We start from the raw sequence: 14,534 nt of genomic DNA, 5'->3' as shown, positions 1-14,534 counted from the left end.
GGGGCAGGGCAAGCGGCTAGCGTGGTGGATTGCGGTGGATTGCGGCGTGGGGGTGGCGGTGAGGGTCACAGTGGATAGATTTCAGGCGCGGTGGGCGCTATGATCCTAGCATGTCACTGGCACATGAAATCTCCAATTGCCGCCTGTGTGCGGAGCGTTTTGCATCGACCGCATCGGCCCATGCGCCGCGTCCGGTGGTGTGGTTTCGCCCGTCCGCGCGGATCGTGATCGCGGGACAGGCCCCCGGTGCGCGGGTCCATGAGAGCGGCATACCCTTTACCGATCCGTCGGGCGAGCGGTTGCGCGACTGGATGGGCGTGGATGCGGGAACTTTTTACGACCGTGACCGTATTTCTATTGTGCCGATGGCCTTTTGCTTTCCGGGGTATGATGCAAAGGGGGCCGATATCGCGCCGCCCGCCCTGTGCCGCCAGACGTGGCATGACCGTGTGATGGCCGAACTTGGCGAGGTGCCTCTCGTCCTTGTGGTCGGACTACACGCGATGCGCTATCATCTGGGCGCAAAAGGCGCCATGACCGACACCGTGCGCAAGTGGCGCGACCATGCGCCCCGCGCCTTCCCCTTGCCTCATCCGTCGTGGCGCAATACGGGTTGGCTAAAGAAAAATCCGTGGTTCGAGGGTGAGGTTCTGCCCGCACTGCGCGCACGGATACAGGAGGTTCTATGAGCGACGATTTGACTGCATCCCCCACCGCCGTTCTCGAAACGGCGATTGATCGCGCCCACGCCGCGATGACCGCCGCCCCTGAGGATGACAACACCCGCCTGCGGTTTTATGAACGTGTCGCGGATGCGGAATTGTTTCTCCTGCTTGAGGAAGAGCCCCAAGGCGACAGTCCGGTGACGCCACGCATTTTCCCCGTCGAGGACACACAGTTCGTGCTCGTATTCGACCGCGAAGAACGCCTTGCCGCCTTCGCGGGGGCGGTGCCGTATGTCGCGCTGTCGGGGCGGTCTCTGGCGCAGATGTTGAGCGGGTCGGGGCTTGGCCTCGGGCTGAACCTCACCGTTGCGCCTTCCGAAATGCTGTTGCCGCCCGAGGCCGTGGAATGGCTCACCGAGACGCTTGGGGCCGCACCGACCGAGACCGAAGGCACCCCCGAGGAAATCACCCCGCCGCACGGATTGCCCGAAAGCCTCGTCACCGCACTGGACCAAAAACTCGCCATCACAGGTGGTCTGGCCCGCCTCGCCTACCTTGCGGGCGTGTCCTATCAGGGTGGCACGAAATCGCACATCCTCGCCTTTGTGGATCATGTTCCCGGCTCCGAGGGAGCCTTGGCCAAACTGGTGTCCGAGGCGCTGATTTTTTCAGGGGTCGAGGCCGGTGCGCTTGATGTCGCGTTTTTCCGCCCCTCCGACCCCGCCTGTGCGGCGCTCGCGCGGCACGGGTTGCGGTTTGATCTGCCCGAGCCGGAGGTGTCGGGCGCGGGGCCGTCCGCGCCGGGAATGGACCCGTCGAGCCCGCCCAAACTACGGTAGGATGCAGCGTAAACGCATAGAGAGCGGGCGCGTCAGTAGCCCGCTTTTTTGTCGACCTCATGCAACAACGGCGCGCCTGTCTGGCTGCGGCGAATGTTCTCGGCTATAACTGTGGACGCTGTTGCGGGGCGGGTTTCGGCGGCGATGTGTGGCGTTACCGTGACGCGCGGATGCGCCCAGTAGGGATGGGGCGCGGGCAACGGTTCGGTGCGGAACACATCCAGTGTGGCGTGGCCGATCCGGCCGCTCTCGAGCGCGGACAGCAGCGCCGCGTCGTCAATCAATGCGCCCCGACCGGGGTTGATGATCACAGCTCCCCCGGGCAAAAGCGCAAGGGTGCGCGCATCGAGCGTATTTTCGGTCGCGGGGGTGTTGGGCAAAAGCGTCACAACGATCTCGGTGCGGCGTAACACATCGTGCAATCCGTCCGGCCCGTGGGCACAGGTGATCCCTGTGATCTCCTTGGGCGAGCGCGACCATCCGAGCGTTTCGAACCCCAATGCCGCAATCGCTGTCGCGCAAAACTGTCCCAAGGCCCCAAGGCCCAAAACCGCCACCGTGCGATCGCGGGCCAATGGCGGCACCACCTGATCCCAACGGCCGTCCAGCCCGTGGATATGCGCGTCCATGCCAAGATGGTGACGCATCACATGCCCGACGACATAGTCACGCATCCCGAGCGCCAATCCGTCATCGACCATGCGGCACAGCGGTTGCGTCAGTGTCGGGTTGGATACGATCCGCTCAACGCCCGCCCAAAGGGACAATACGGCTTTGGTGCGGGTGAACGGTGTGAAATCGGTGAGCGCCTCATTGGGGGCGTAGATGATGTAATCGACCGCCTCGGGGGCCTCATCCGCCGCGCGTGTGATCCGCGCGTCGATGCCCGCGGCCGCAAGCGCCACGGGAAGGGCCTCGCGGTAGGCGGGCCAGAGCCGGTCGGGGGCGGAAAACAATAACGTCAGTGTCATGAGCGACCTCGTGGGCGGTGAACATGTGCCGATTGTACGATGCCAAACGCCACCATCAACACGAGCATTGCGGACCCGCCGTAGGATACAAGCGGCAAGGGGACTCCCACAACAGGGGCCAATCCCATGACCATCGACATATTGACCGCAAAGAACAAAAAGAACGTCGCGGCGATCCCGATGGTGACAAGCGAGCCAAAGCGGTCGGCGTTGCGCATCGCAGAGACGATGCAAAACATGATGATCAATCCGTAGAGGGCGAGCAGGGAGATCCCGCCCAGAAATCCGAACTCTTCGGCCAGTGTCGTGAAAATGAAATCGGTGTGCTTTTCGGGCAAAAAGTTCAAACGGCTTTGCGTGCCTTGCATGAACCCGCGCCCGGTCCATCCGCCTGACCCGAGCGCGATTTTGGCCTGTGAAATGTGATAGCCCGCGCCCAAAGGATCCGACGAGGGGTCAAGAAACGTGTCGATGCGGCGATATTGGTAGTCTTTGAGCAACTGCCATGTGGTGCCGCGTGAGGTAAACACGGCTGCGACCAGACCGCTGACCATCGCCGCCACCGCACCGAAATACCACCATGACACCCCCGCCGCGAACATCACAATCGCGCCGCCCATCACCAACAAGATGGAGGTGCCAAGGTCGGGTTGTTTGAGGACCAACACGGTCGGGATCATAATGAGGATCACGGGGATCGCGACATAAAAAGGCCGCGACACTTTTTTGATATCAAGCCAGTCATAGTAGGCGGCCAGAAACATCACGAGGGTCACTTTCATCAACTCGGAGGGTTGCAGTCGCATAAACCCGAGGTCGATCCACCGCTGTGCGCCCATGCCGACATCGCCGAAAAACTCAACGATCAACAACAGCACAAACGACAGGATATACCCGACCCCCGCGACGTTGCGCCAGAAATAGATCGGCACCATGCCGATGAACAACATCAATGCAACGCCAAGCGCGAACCGCTTCATCTGCGGCTCCGCCCATGGTGTCAGCGAGCCGCCGGCGTTTGAATACAGCATGATGAACCCGACCGAGGCCACCGCCGTGAGCAACACCACCAAGGCCCAGTTGACGTAAAGCACCTTTGACAGGCCCGTCGGGACCGTCTTCATATTGCTTTCAAGATAACTCATGCGCGGCTCTTTTCGGGATCGGCCCCGGTGTCATCGCGCAGGGGCATCGTGCGGAACCGCTCGCGGATCGTGCCCTGTTGTGATGTGGGATAGCTGTCGAGGGGCGGCACCGTGCCGTGCAGGGCATAGAGCATCAGGTCACGGGCAATCGGGGCCGCGGCCGCCGACCCGCCGCCGCCATGCTCGACCACCACGGAAACGGCGTAGCGCGGGGCGTCATAGGGGGCGAAAGAGACGAACAGGGCGTGGTCACGTTCTTCCCATGGGACGTTGTTGTTGTTCACAACCTTGCTGCGCACCTGACTCGTTCCGGTTTTGCCCGCCATGCGCAATGCCGCATCCGCGATCCGCGATCCATAGGCGGTGCCGCGCGATGAATTGGACACCTCGTACATGCCCTGACGGACCGCCCGCAGCATGTTTTCGTTGATGTCCAGTTTTTCGCCCCCCCGGATCTCCTGTTCGACACCGTCGATGGATTTGACGAGGCGCGGGGTCACGGCGCGGCCTGTGGCGAGCCGTGCGGTCATCACCGCCAGTTGCATCGGCGTGGTCAGGACAAACCCCTGACCGATAGAGGCATTGAGACTATCGCCCACAACCCATTCCGCGCCGCGCTTTTCAAGTTTCCATTGCTTGTCGGGCATCAGGCCGGAACTCATCCCCGGAAGGGGGAGGTCATAGATTTCGCCAAGGCCGAGTTTGCGCCCCATGTCCGCGATTTTCTCGATGCCCGCACGTTGAGCCATCTCATAGTAATAGACGTCACACGAATGGCGCAGGGATCCCACGAGGTCGACGTTGCCGTGGCCCGAGCGCTTCCAACAGTGGAACCTGCGCCCGCCGACCTCGGTGTGGCCAAGGCAGCGCACCGTGTCATCGGGGGCCACAACGCCCGCCTCCAGTGCGGCGAGGGCCGTGACCATTTTGAATGTCGAGCCGGGAGGGTAGGCCCCCTGAACAGATTTTGAGGGCAGCGGGCGGTACGTGTTTTCCAGTAGCGCGTTGTAATCGGCAACGGAGATGCCGCGCACAAACAGGTTCGGGTCAAAGGCGGGCGTGGACCCCGAGGCCATCACATCGCCTGTCTCGACATCAATGATGACGGCGGCGGCGCTTTCCCCTGCGAGGCGAACCTGCATAAAGTTCTGCATCTTGTGGTCAAAGGTCAGTTGGATATTGTCGCCGGCCACGCCTTCTTGCCGGTCCAACTCGCGGATGATCCGCCCGCGTGCGTTTTGTTCGACCCGCAAGGTGCCTGCGCGGCCCTTGAGGTCATCTTCCAACTGGCTTTCGACCCCGGACTTTCCAATCTGGAATTTGGGAATGCGGTAGAGCGGGTCGATCACCTCCATTTTGGACAGGTTGTAATCAGACACAGGCCCGACATAGCCGACCATATGCGCGAAATCATCGTGCAACGGATAACGCCGTGACAGGCCCACCTCGGGCGTTACCCCCGGAAGGGCGGGACCGTTGGCGGAGACCGCTGAAAACGCCTCCCACGACAAGCGATCGGCGATGGTCACGGGAGCGGACGGGCCGGCTTTGCGCAGCTCGTCGCGCACGCGATCCTGATCGGCTTTGGGCAAGCTGATCAGGCGTTCCAACTCCACCAGAACCTGGTCGATCTGGTTTGCGTCCTCCTTGCGGATCACGATGCGAAAGGTTTGTTCATTCTCGGCCAGAACCGCCCCGTTGCGGTCGTACAATAATCCGCGTGCAGGGGGCAAAAGCCGCACTTTGATGCGGTTGTCCTCCGCCATCAGGCGAAACTCATCGGCCTGTTCCACCTGCATATAGCGCATCCGCAGCCCGAGAATGCTCATAAACGCAAGTTGGGAGCCGCCCAAAAACATGGCACGGCGCGAGATTTTGCGCGCTGAGGTCGCGGTATCCTGAGGGGAGCGGCGCATCAGGCCTGCCCCCGCAACTCATCGGCCTCGGCGGGGGTAAGGCGGCGCACCCCGAGCAGGGAGGCCGACATCAAAACCACAAACGGATAGGCGATCAGGGTCGAGATCTGCCCCGAAATCACGAGGCCCAACGAGGTGAGGTCGACCATGAACACGGCAAGCACCGCACGGTAGACCACGGCCATCGCCAACATGACGCCGCCGACCATTGCCCATTCCACGGCAAACGGCATGTCGCGTGATGTCGCCTCGCGGGTGCGCAAAAACTCAAGGGCAATAACGCAAAGCGCCGCCCACAGCCCCGGAGGGCGCAAGAACATAAAATCACAGAGCAAAAAGACCGGCGCGGCGAGCCACAGCGGGATCCAGTTGGGCCGCCGCAACACCCATGCCAAGGCAAAGGCCAGAATTGGATCCGGACCCGGCCAACGCCCCATGCCGACATGCAGCGGCAGAATATAGATGAACAGCGCCAACGCCGAAATTGCGACAAATGCGGCGCGGTGCAGCCACCGCTGAACGGTATGCGGGTCAACCATCAGTTCCCCCCGCGCCTTGCGTGGCGGTGGTCTGTTCCTCTGCCGTGCCGTCAGGCCCCTCGACAAAGGGGGTAATGGGCTGTTGGCCCGCAATCAATGCACCGGGGTCGATGATTTTCTCGCCCTCATGGGTGCGCAAAACCCGTAGGTAATCGAGCCGCTCGTAGTCCGCCGAGAGTGCCACGCGCAGACGGCGGTCCGGTCCCAAAGCCACCTGACCGATCAACAGGCCCGGGGGGAAAACCCCGCCATCGCCTGATGAAATCACGCGGTCGCCCGGACGCACCAGTTCGGGGCTCTCGATGAACTCAAGCGGCGGACGCCCCGAGTTGTCGCCGGACAAAATGGCGCGTTGGCCCGAGGGTTGTACCGTCACGGGCAGGCGTGAATTGCTATCGGTCAACAGGATCACGCGGGCGGTATTGTCGCCCACGCCCGAGATCCGCCCGACAAGGCCGACGCCGTCCATCGTCGCCCATCCATCCATGATCCCGTCGCGTGCGCCGACGTTCAAAATCACGGACTGGCGGAACGGCGAGCCACTATCGGCCATGACCACGCCGGTGACATAGGTGTATTTCGGGTCGATGCGCACCTGATTGAGGTCCAGAAGTTTGGCGTTCTTTTGCTCCAGTTGCAGCGCCGCCTCTTTCCACGCCGTCATCTGGCGCAGCTCGCGGCGCAGCTCCTGATTTTGATCATAGATGCGCTGATAGCTCTGGAACCCCTCGACCATGCCGACGAATTTCGTCACCGGAACCAGGGCCCATTCGAAGGAGGGGACGACCGTATCAACGAGGTGCGACCGCATCCGCTCCACGCGCGGGCTATCGATCCGCCACAGGACGAAGACAGCCAAAAAGACCAACACCAAAAGCCCGACCAACAAACGCTGGATCGGGCGGACATAGTTGTCCGATGTGTTTTTGTCTCTAGCCACGATCACCTCTTACGGCTGTGGTGACCCGATGTCCCCACGGGTTAAGGGTGCCCAGTCTCAGCTGTCGTAGTCGATTACATGACGGAGTTGTTTTTCAAACTCCAATGCTTTGCCGGTCCCCATTGCGACACAGTTGAGCGGCTCGTCCGCCACCGAAATGGCCAGACCCGTCTGCTCGCGCAGCGCCAGATCGAGATCGCCGAGCAACGCCCCGCCCCCCGTGAGCATCACGCCACGGTCCACGATGTCGGCGGCCAGATCGGGTGGGGTGGTTTCAAGCGCTTGCATCACCGCTTCGCAAATCTGCTGCACGGGTTCGGCGAGGGCTTCGGCCACTTGCGCTTGTGTAATTTCGAGTTCTTTTGGCACGCCGTTGAGCAGGTCACGACCGCGAATGGTCATTACCAAACCGCGCCCGTCGTCCGGCATACGGGCCGTGCCGATGGTGGTTTTGATCCGCTCTGCGGTGCCTTCGCCGATCAACAGGTTCTGTTGACGGCGCAAATAGGCGATAATGGCGTCATCCATCCGGTCGCCGCCGACGCGCACGGAGCGCGCATAAACGATGTCCCCGAGCGACAAAACGGCCACCTCGGTGGTGCCGCCGCCGATGTCGACAACCATGTTGCCTGTGGGGTCGGTGATGGGCATGCCCGCGCCGATTGCCGCCGCGATCGGTTCGGCAATCAGGCCGGCCTTGCGGGCGCCGGCGGACATGACCGACTGGCGGATCGCGCGTTTTTCAACGGGGGTCGCGCCATGCGGCACACAAACGATGATCTTTGGTTTGGAAAATGTCGTGCGTTTGTGGACCTTGCGGATGAAGTGTTTGATCATCTCTTCGGCGGTGTCAAAGTCGGCAATCACACCGTCGCGCATCGGGCGAATGGCCTCGATGGAGCCGGGGGTTTTCCCGAGCATGTGTTTGGCATCCTCGCCAACGGCGAGCACTTGTTTGCGCCCGTCCTTGACGTGATAGGCCACAACAGATGGCTCATTGAGGATCACACCCTTGCCTTTAACGTAGACAAGTGTGTTTGCGGTGCCGAGATCAATCGCCATGTCCGCTGAAAAAAGTCCCGAAAAACCCGCCATAATGCCCCTAATGTCCTTCACTCCCATAAGGGAGAGAATCTCCCGTACCGAAGGTCTTATAAGAGGGTCTTGCCTTGTGGAAAAGGGTCGCTTTCGCGCAAGGCGGCAAAGCGCCGCCACTTTTGCGTGACGGGCGCGTGACGGGTGTGCCGCCATCGGGGGGGCTGTTTCGGGCCGGTCGCAAAATGGCCACCCCGAAGGATGGCCATTGTCGTGAGGGTCCGGTTGTGAGCGCAGTGCGTTAGCTCGCGTCGGTGTATTTCACTTCTTTCACATCCGCGCCGGGGGCAGATTTTTCGCGGCGCACCAACAGACGGTTGAGCGCGTTGATATAGGCCTTGGCCGAGGCCACAACCGTATCGGTATCGCTTGATTGGCCCGTGGCGATTTTGCCATCTTCCTCAAGGCGCACAGAGACGGTGGCCTGTGCATCGGTGCCTTCGGTCACGGCATGCACCTGATACAGTTGCAACCGCGAGGTCATCGGGAAGATCTCTTTGATCGCCTTGAATGTCGCGTCCACGGGACCGTCGCCTGTGACGTTGGCCGATTTTTCGACGCCATCGACATCCAGAGCCATCGACGCCTGTTGCGGGCCTTCGGTGCCGCAGATGACTTTGAGCGATTTGAGTTTTACGCGGTCGTTTTGCTCGCCGCCCGCGGTGTCGCGCAGCAAGGCAATGAGGTCGTCGTCAAACACCTCTTTCTTGCGGTCGGCCAACTCCTTGAACCGCACGAAGACGTCCTTGAGCTGATTGTCGGCAAGCTCATATCCCAACTCTTCGAGCTTCGCACGAAGGGCGGCGCGGCCCGAGTGTTTGCCGAGCGGCAGCGATGTCCCCGACAGGCCCACATCCGCGGGGCGCATGATTTCGAATGTCTCGGAGTTTTTGAGCATCCCGTCCTGGTGGATACCACTTTCGTGGGCAAAGGCGTTCTTGCCCACAATTGCCTTGTTGAACTGCACGGGGAAGCCCGACACCTGCGCCACGCGGCGCGAGATGTTCATGATCTTGGTTGTGTCGATACGGGTCGCATACGGCATGATGTCGTTGCGCACCTTGAGCGCCATCACGACCTCTTCGAGAGCCGTATTGCCCGCACGTTCGCCCAGACCGTTGATCGTACATTCGATCTGGCGGGCGCCCGCCTCGACCGCGGCAAGCGAGTTGGCGGTGGCCATGCCAAGGTCGTTGTGACAGTGGGTCGCAAACACAATCTCGTCGGCTCCGGGAACGCGCTCAAGCAACATCCGGATAATATCCGAACTTTCGCGCGGAATGGTGTAGCCGACGGTATCGGGAATGTTGATCGTGGTCGCCCCTGCCTTGATCGCGATTTCCACGACGCGGCACAGATAATCGTGTTCGGTGCGGATCGCATCCATCGGCGACCATTGCACGTTGTCGCACAGGTTGCGCGCATGGGTCACGGTCTCGTGGATTCTGTCGGCCATGCCGTCCATATCGAGCGCCGTGATGTCGCGGTGCAACGGCGAGGTGCCGATAAAGGTGTGGATGCGCGGCCGTGCGGCGTGTTTCACCGCCTCCATACACCGGTCGATATCCTTGAAACTGGCGCGGGCAAGGCCACAGATCACCGAGTTCTTGGAGTTCTTGGCAATCTCGGAGACGGCCTCGAAATCGCCCTCGGAGGCAATCGGGAACCCCGCCTCGATGATATCCACGCCCATCTCGTCGAGCAGGGTGGCAATCTCGAGTTTCTCGTTGTGGCTCATGGTTGCGCCGGGGGATTGCTCGCCATCGCGCAGTGTCGTGTCGAAAATCAGGACTTGGTCAGACATATCGTGCCTCGTTCAAATACGTGTTTTAGGCGCGGGCGTTTTGCCGCTATCGCCTGAATTGGGTTCGCCTTTTGGCTCGATCAGGAGGACTTTGACCTCCGTTTCGGCACGGGGTCGGTGGACTTGGCCCTTTGGGACAATGACCAACTCGCCTGCGCGGACCGTCACCGGATCGGCGCCTTCGTACTCCATGATCATTTCGCCCTCAAGCACGAGAAAGAAATCATCGGTGGTCTCATGCATGTGAAATGGAAACTCACCCTGAAATTTGACAACCATGACCTCGTTGTCATTGTAGTCGGCAATGACTTTGGGGTCCCAATGGCTGTCAAAGAGCGCAAGTTTTTGCGCAAGGTTTATGGGGATCATCGGATTGTGTCCTTAGCTATGGATTTGCGTGGATGGGGACGGCGCAAGGTTCAACCTCTGAGCATCGCGCCGACGGCACGCTCAGAGGCAGCTAAGGAGTAGAAGACGCGCACGGCCACAGCCCGCGCAAAGGCGCAGTTGGGCGAGAGAGATATGTGCGTTTGTCATCATGCTTTGGACTATAGCCGCGCGATCCTTAATGAAAACCCAAAAAATGAACTTTTGGGCGTTGGGCTGCGTAAGCCTGTAAAGGAGCGCAAAATGGCATCACTGGTTATCGGGGCATCGGGCGGTATTGGCGGGGCGGTTGCCGCCGCGTTGGAGGCGCGTGGCGAGGCGGTTGTGCGCCTGTCGCGGACACGTGGAGATTTCGATTTCGCCCGCCCTGCGAGTGTCGCCGGGGTGCTTGAGGCCATAGACGGGCCGTTCGAGCGCGTGATCGTCGCCACGGGGCAACTGGATGGGGCGGGGCGCCCGCCCGAGAAATCACTGGGTGCGCTGACGGCGGAGGCGATGGCCGATCAGTTCGCGGTGAATGCGATTGGACCGGCGTTGATCTTGCGTGCGTTGCCACGCCTGTTGCCGCGTGATCGCCCCGCGAGGGTCGCGGTGCTGACTGCCCGCGTCGGATCCATCGGTGATAATAAAATGGGCGGATGGTATGCCTACCGTGCCGCCAAAGCCGCCGCCAACCAGATCGTGCGCACGGCGGCGGTTGAACTGGCGCGGACCCACAAACATGTGTGCCTCGTCGCCTATCATCCCGGAACGGTCGCGACAGGGTTCACCGCGCAATACCAAGGGCGCCATCACACTGTGTCACCGGATGAGGCGGCGCAAAACCTGCTGCGTGTTGTTGACGGTTTGGACGCGACGCGAACGGGGCGGTTTTACGATTGGCGCGGCGATGAGGTGGCGTGGTGACACAGCGCGCGCTCTTGTGTCACTCGCTTGCGGCGGGAGGCTCCGTGGCTGAGGCCTCGGGGGAGACCGCGTCGGGTGCTTTGGTGATCAGGGCGCCCTCCGCCCAGTCGCCGGAGGCCACTTCGCCAGAGGCGTAGGTGATTGTGCCTTTGCCTTGGCGTTTGCCATCCGCAAACATGCCCTCGTAGACGTCGCCGTTGGCGTAGGTGGCTTTGCCCATGCCGTTAAACTCGCCATCCGCCCATGCGCCTGTGTAGGTGAACCCCGATGGCATTACGGCGGTGCCAGTGCCTTCGCGGCGACCCGCGACGAAATCGCCCGTATAGACGGTGCCATCGGTGTAGGTTGCGGTGCCGGTCCCCTCGCGCACGCCGTCGACCCATGTGCCGTCATAGATAAAGCCGTCGGTATAGGTCATTTTACCCGAGCCGTGGTTGCGGGCGTTTTTGAACTCGCCTTCATAGATCAGGCCGTTGGCGTATTTCGCCATGCCTGTTCCCTCGATGATGCCGTATTGCCAATCGCCCTCGTATGTGGTGCCGGACGGGTAGGTGATCATGCCCTTGCCGTGGCTGAGATCGTCAAGGAACTCCCCGACATAAACCGACCCGTCGGGGTGGGTGACGCGGCCGTTGCCCTCGATCCGGCCTTCGGTCCACTGGCCTTGGTAGGTGTAGCCGTCCGTACCGGTGTAGGTGCCGATGCCGTGGCGTTTGTCATCGACAAACGCCCCCTCGTAGAGATCGCCGTTGGCATAGGTGACTTTGCCCGCGCCCTCGCGTTTGCCGTCCTTCAGGTCGCCGGTGTACACATCGCCGTTGGGTTGGGTGATCGTGCCTGTGCCATTGCATTGGTTGTCGGCCCATGTGCAATCAAACACCAAACCGTCCGGCATGGTCAAAAGGCCCACTCCCGCACGTTGGTCATTGACCAACTCCCCGACATAGGTGGCACCCTCGGGGTAGGTGATGGTGCCTTTGCCTTGCTTGACGCCATTGACCCATGCGCCCTCGTAGACATAGCCCGACGGGCTTTCCATGCGGCCTTGGCCGTGGTGGTTGGCGGCCAGAAAACCGCCCTCGTATTTGACGCCGTTGGCATAGGTCGCGACCCCCGATCCGGTGGCCTCACCCTCGACCCAATCGCCCTCGTAGGTGCCGCCATCGGCATAGGTGATTTTGCCGAAGCCGTGGGGCTTGCCCGCTGCGAATGCGCCCTCGTAGACCGAGCCGTCGGGATAGCGTGCGAGGCCTTCACCCTTGATCTCGCCCTCGAACCATTCGCCCGTGTATTCAAAGCCGGACGGAAGGCTGTAGGAGCCGACACCATGTTGCACGCCGTCTTTGAACGTTCCCTCGTAAATGCCGCCCTGATCGTTTTGACGGGTGACAACCGCGCCTGCCTCTTGGGCGGCAAGTGGTGTCACCAACAGGGAAAACACGGTCCCCAATACGGTGAATGATGTGAGAAATGTCGCGCGTGTCACCTGTCGTACCCCATGGTTGGTCATCGCCCGTTACGTGCCGCTCGATGGGGCGCGTTCAGGTCTTGCCGTTGGCGCAAGCGTAAAGAGGTATCCCCCCATGAGCAAATGTTTTTGCCGCGATCGGCTTTCCCTTGCCGCATAGTCTGATAAACCGAAACCCGAACGAGCAAAGGCATGCGATATGAGCGATACATTCCGTCTGACGATGGCCCAGTTGAACCCGACCGTTGGTGCGATTGATGCCAATGCCGATGCCGTCCGTGCGGCCTACGCCGAGGCCAAGGCCGCATCTGCCGATATGGTGGTGTTCCCCGAATTGTTCCTGATCGGCTATCAGCCACAGGATCTGGTGAAAAAGCCCGCTTTGGTCAATGCCGCGATGGCCAAAATGGAGGAGCTTGCAGCGCTCACCGTCGATGGTCCCGCCATCGGGGTCGGTGGGCCATACGCCTACGCCGATGCGCTTTATAACGGCTATTGGATTCTGGCAGAGGGTCAGGTGAAACAGGTCCTGCGCAAGCACCGCCTGCCCAACTTTAACGTCTTTGATGAAAAGCGCCTGTTCTGCGAGGGGCCGCTCGAAGGCCCCTATGCCATTGGTCCGATGCGGATCGGTTCGCCCATTTGCGAGGACGCATGGCACGAAGATGTGGCCGAAGCCCAAGTGGAAAGCGGTGCGGAAATCCTGATTGTGCCAAATGGCTCGCCGTATTTCCGCAATAAATTCGATGTACGCCTGAGCCATATGGTGGCGCGTGTTACCGAGAATGATGTGCCGCTTGTCTATCTCAACATGGTCGGCGGTCAGGATGATCAGGTCTTTGACGGCGGCTCGTTTGTGCTCAACCGCCACGGCAAGCCCGCGCATATTCTGCCCGTGTTCGATGAATGTCTGCGCCATGTTGATTTCGTGCGTGAAGAGGCCGGATGGGTCGCGCGTGACGGTGAAATCACCCGCCACCCCGACGCGTGGGAACAAGATTACCGCGTGATGGTCGAGGGCTTGCGGGATTACCTTGGCAAGACGGGTTTCAAAAAAGTGGTTCTTGGGCTGTCGGGCGGGATTGATAGTGCGATTGTGGCGACGATTGCCACGGATGCGTTGGGCGCGGACAATGTCCGCTGCGTGATGCTGCCGTCGGAATACACCTCGCAAGGCTCGCTTGATGATGCCAAAGACATCGCGGAACGGTTGGGCTGTCGCTATGATTTCGTGCCGATCTCTGACGGGCGTGATGCGATCACCCACACGCTTGCCCCCTTGTTCGAGGGGCACGATGCGGATGTCACCGAAGAGAACGTCCAGTCGCGTCTACGCGGTTTGCTATTAATGGCGATCTCGAACAAATTCGGGTCGATGCTGTTGACCACGGGCAACAAATCCGAGGTCGCGGTGGGCTATTGCACGATTTATGGCGACATGAACGGCGGCTATAACCCGATCAAAGACCTCTACAAAACCCGCGTGTTCGATCAATGCCGGTGGCGCAATGCCAACCACCGCCCGTGGATGAAAGGCCCGGACGGCGAGGTCATCCCCGTGTCGATCATCGACAAACCCCCGTCCGCCGAATTGCGCCCCGATCAGCGCGACGATGACAGCCTGCCGCCCTATGAGGTGCTCGACGCGATCCTTGAGGGGCTTGTGGATCACGATCAAAGCGTGGCCGATCTGGTCGCCAAAGGGTTCGCGCGCGAGACGGTCAAGCGGGTCGAACACCTGCTCTATATCTCGGAATACAAACGCTACCAATCCGCGCCGGGGCCACGGTTGACGCCCGCCGCATTCTGGCTTGACCGGCGCTATCCGATTGTGAACGGGTGGCGTGACCCGTCCTGAG

Annotated in this window: 13 protein-coding genes; 4 read left to right on the top strand and 9 right to left on the bottom strand. The window is 61.0% G+C overall.

What is annotated here, in order from left to right:
• Nucleotides 1-110 precede the first annotated feature (110 nt).
• Together ACN0Q0_RS11205 and ACN0Q0_RS11200 are read left to right on the top strand one after the other, a co-directional pair.
• On the top strand, nt 111-689 hold the full coding sequence (locus ACN0Q0_RS11205; protein WP_417243481.1) for a uracil-DNA glycosylase family protein: 579 nt from the start codon (nt 111-113) through the stop codon (nt 687-689).
• Entirely contained in the window at nt 686-1,504 is an 819-nt protein-coding gene (locus ACN0Q0_RS11200; RefSeq protein ID WP_417243480.1) for an SseB family protein, read from the top strand. Before ACN0Q0_RS11205 ends, ACN0Q0_RS11200 begins: the two co-directional genes overlap by 4 nt.
• A 32-nt stretch (nt 1,505-1,536) precedes the next feature.
• On the opposite strand, the gene ACN0Q0_RS11195 is transcribed toward ACN0Q0_RS11200, so the two are convergent.
• The 8 genes from ACN0Q0_RS11195 to ACN0Q0_RS11160 form a co-directional block, all read right to left on the bottom strand.
• Nucleotides 1,537-2,475, bottom strand: coding sequence for a 2-hydroxyacid dehydrogenase (locus tag ACN0Q0_RS11195; RefSeq protein ID WP_417243479.1), 939 nt, complete (start codon nt 2,473-2,475; stop codon nt 1,537-1,539).
• Nucleotides 2,472-3,620, bottom strand: coding sequence for a rod shape-determining protein RodA (rodA, locus tag ACN0Q0_RS11190; RefSeq protein ID WP_417243478.1), 1,149 nt, complete (start codon nt 3,618-3,620; stop codon nt 2,472-2,474). Before rodA ends, ACN0Q0_RS11195 begins: the two co-directional genes overlap by 4 nt.
• Complete coding sequence (gene mrdA / locus ACN0Q0_RS11185; RefSeq protein WP_417243477.1) at nt 3,617-5,536, bottom strand: penicillin-binding protein 2; 1,920 nt, start codon at nt 5,534-5,536, stop codon at nt 3,617-3,619. The genes rodA and mrdA overlap by 4 nt, the downstream gene beginning before the upstream one ends.
• Complete coding sequence (locus ACN0Q0_RS11180; RefSeq protein WP_417243476.1) at nt 5,536-6,075, bottom strand: rod shape-determining protein MreD; 540 nt, start codon at nt 6,073-6,075, stop codon at nt 5,536-5,538. Before ACN0Q0_RS11180 ends, mrdA begins: the two co-directional genes overlap by 1 nt.
• Nucleotides 6,068-7,015 carry a rod shape-determining protein MreC gene (gene mreC, locus ACN0Q0_RS11175; RefSeq protein ID WP_417243475.1) on the bottom strand — a complete coding sequence of 316 codons (948 nt, stop codon included), beginning with the start codon at nt 7,013-7,015 and terminating at the stop codon, nt 6,068-6,070. Before mreC ends, ACN0Q0_RS11180 begins: the two co-directional genes overlap by 8 nt.
• A 57-nt stretch (nt 7,016-7,072) precedes the next feature.
• Nucleotides 7,073-8,110, bottom strand: a complete 1,038-nt coding sequence (locus ACN0Q0_RS11170; RefSeq protein WP_417243474.1) for a rod shape-determining protein — start codon at nt 8,108-8,110, stop codon at nt 7,073-7,075.
• 241 nt (nt 8,111-8,351) lie between these two features.
• The gene (locus ACN0Q0_RS11165) at nt 8,352-9,914 is read right to left on the bottom strand and encodes a 2-isopropylmalate synthase (protein WP_417243473.1); all 1,563 of its coding nucleotides are present in this window, start codon (nt 9,912-9,914) and stop codon (nt 8,352-8,354) included.
• Between the two features lie 12 nt (nt 9,915-9,926).
• The gene (locus ACN0Q0_RS11160; protein ID WP_417243472.1) at nt 9,927-10,283 is read right to left on the bottom strand and encodes a cupin domain-containing protein; all 357 of its coding nucleotides are present in this window, start codon (nt 10,281-10,283) and stop codon (nt 9,927-9,929) included.
• A gap of 261 nt (nt 10,284-10,544) precedes the next feature.
• Between ACN0Q0_RS11160 and ACN0Q0_RS11155 the strand changes: the two genes are divergently transcribed.
• Nucleotides 10,545-11,207 (top strand): SDR family NAD(P)-dependent oxidoreductase, encoded by a 663-nt coding sequence (locus tag ACN0Q0_RS11155; protein ID WP_417243471.1) that lies wholly within the window; start codon nt 10,545-10,547, stop codon nt 11,205-11,207.
• Nucleotides 11,208-11,226: 19 nt separating this feature from the next.
• On the opposite strand, the gene ACN0Q0_RS11150 is transcribed toward ACN0Q0_RS11155, so the two are convergent.
• A complete protein-coding gene (locus ACN0Q0_RS11150; RefSeq protein ID WP_417243470.1) occupies nt 11,227-12,717 on the bottom strand; it encodes an MORN repeat-containing protein in 1,491 nt (496 codons plus the stop codon).
• Nucleotides 12,718-12,874: 157 nt separating this feature from the next.
• Here ACN0Q0_RS11150 and ACN0Q0_RS11145 point away from each other — a divergent pair, with 157 nt between their 5' ends.
• A complete protein-coding gene (locus tag ACN0Q0_RS11145; RefSeq protein ID WP_417243469.1) occupies nt 12,875-14,533 on the top strand; it encodes an NAD+ synthase in 1,659 nt (552 codons plus the stop codon).
• Nucleotide 14,534: the final 1 nt, after the last annotated feature.

It is taken from the genome of Celeribacter sp., assembly GCF_048259695.1.
Taxonomy (GTDB): domain Bacteria; phylum Pseudomonadota; class Alphaproteobacteria; order Rhodobacterales; family Rhodobacteraceae; genus Celeribacter.
Note: the sequence above shows the minus strand (reverse complement) of the source record. Positions and strands in the feature narration are given on the sequence as shown.

Coding starts and splice junctions, on each gene's coding strand:
- ACN0Q0_RS11205 (WP_417243481.1), top strand. CDS start 111: ATGTCACTGGCACATGAAATCTCCAATTGCCGCCTGTGTGCGGAGCGT.
- ACN0Q0_RS11200 (WP_417243480.1), top strand. CDS start 686: ATGAGCGACGATTTGACTGCATCCCCCACCGCCGTTCTCGAAACGGCG.
- ACN0Q0_RS11195 (WP_417243479.1), bottom strand. CDS start 2,475: ATGACACTGACGTTATTGTTTTCCGCCCCCGACCGGCTCTGGCCCGCC.
- rodA (WP_417243478.1), bottom strand. CDS start 3,620: ATGAGTTATCTTGAAAGCAATATGAAGACGGTCCCGACGGGCCTGTCA.
- mrdA (WP_417243477.1), bottom strand. CDS start 5,536: ATGCGCCGCTCCCCTCAGGATACCGCGACCTCAGCGCGCAAAATCTCG.
- ACN0Q0_RS11180 (WP_417243476.1), bottom strand. CDS start 6,075: ATGGTTGACCCGCATACCGTTCAGCGGTGGCTGCACCGCGCCGCATTT.
- ACN0Q0_RS11170 (WP_417243474.1), bottom strand. CDS start 8,110: ATGGCGGGTTTTTCGGGACTTTTTTCAGCGGACATGGCGATTGATCTC.
- ACN0Q0_RS11165 (WP_417243473.1), bottom strand. CDS start 9,914: ATGTCTGACCAAGTCCTGATTTTCGACACGACACTGCGCGATGGCGAG.
- ACN0Q0_RS11160 (WP_417243472.1), bottom strand. CDS start 10,283: ATGATCCCCATAAACCTTGCGCAAAAACTTGCGCTCTTTGACAGCCAT.
- ACN0Q0_RS11155 (WP_417243471.1), top strand. CDS start 10,545: ATGGCATCACTGGTTATCGGGGCATCGGGCGGTATTGGCGGGGCGGTT.
- ACN0Q0_RS11150 (WP_417243470.1), bottom strand. CDS start 12,717: ATGACCAACCATGGGGTACGACAGGTGACACGCGCGACATTTCTCACA.
- ACN0Q0_RS11145 (WP_417243469.1), top strand. CDS start 12,875: ATGAGCGATACATTCCGTCTGACGATGGCCCAGTTGAACCCGACCGTT.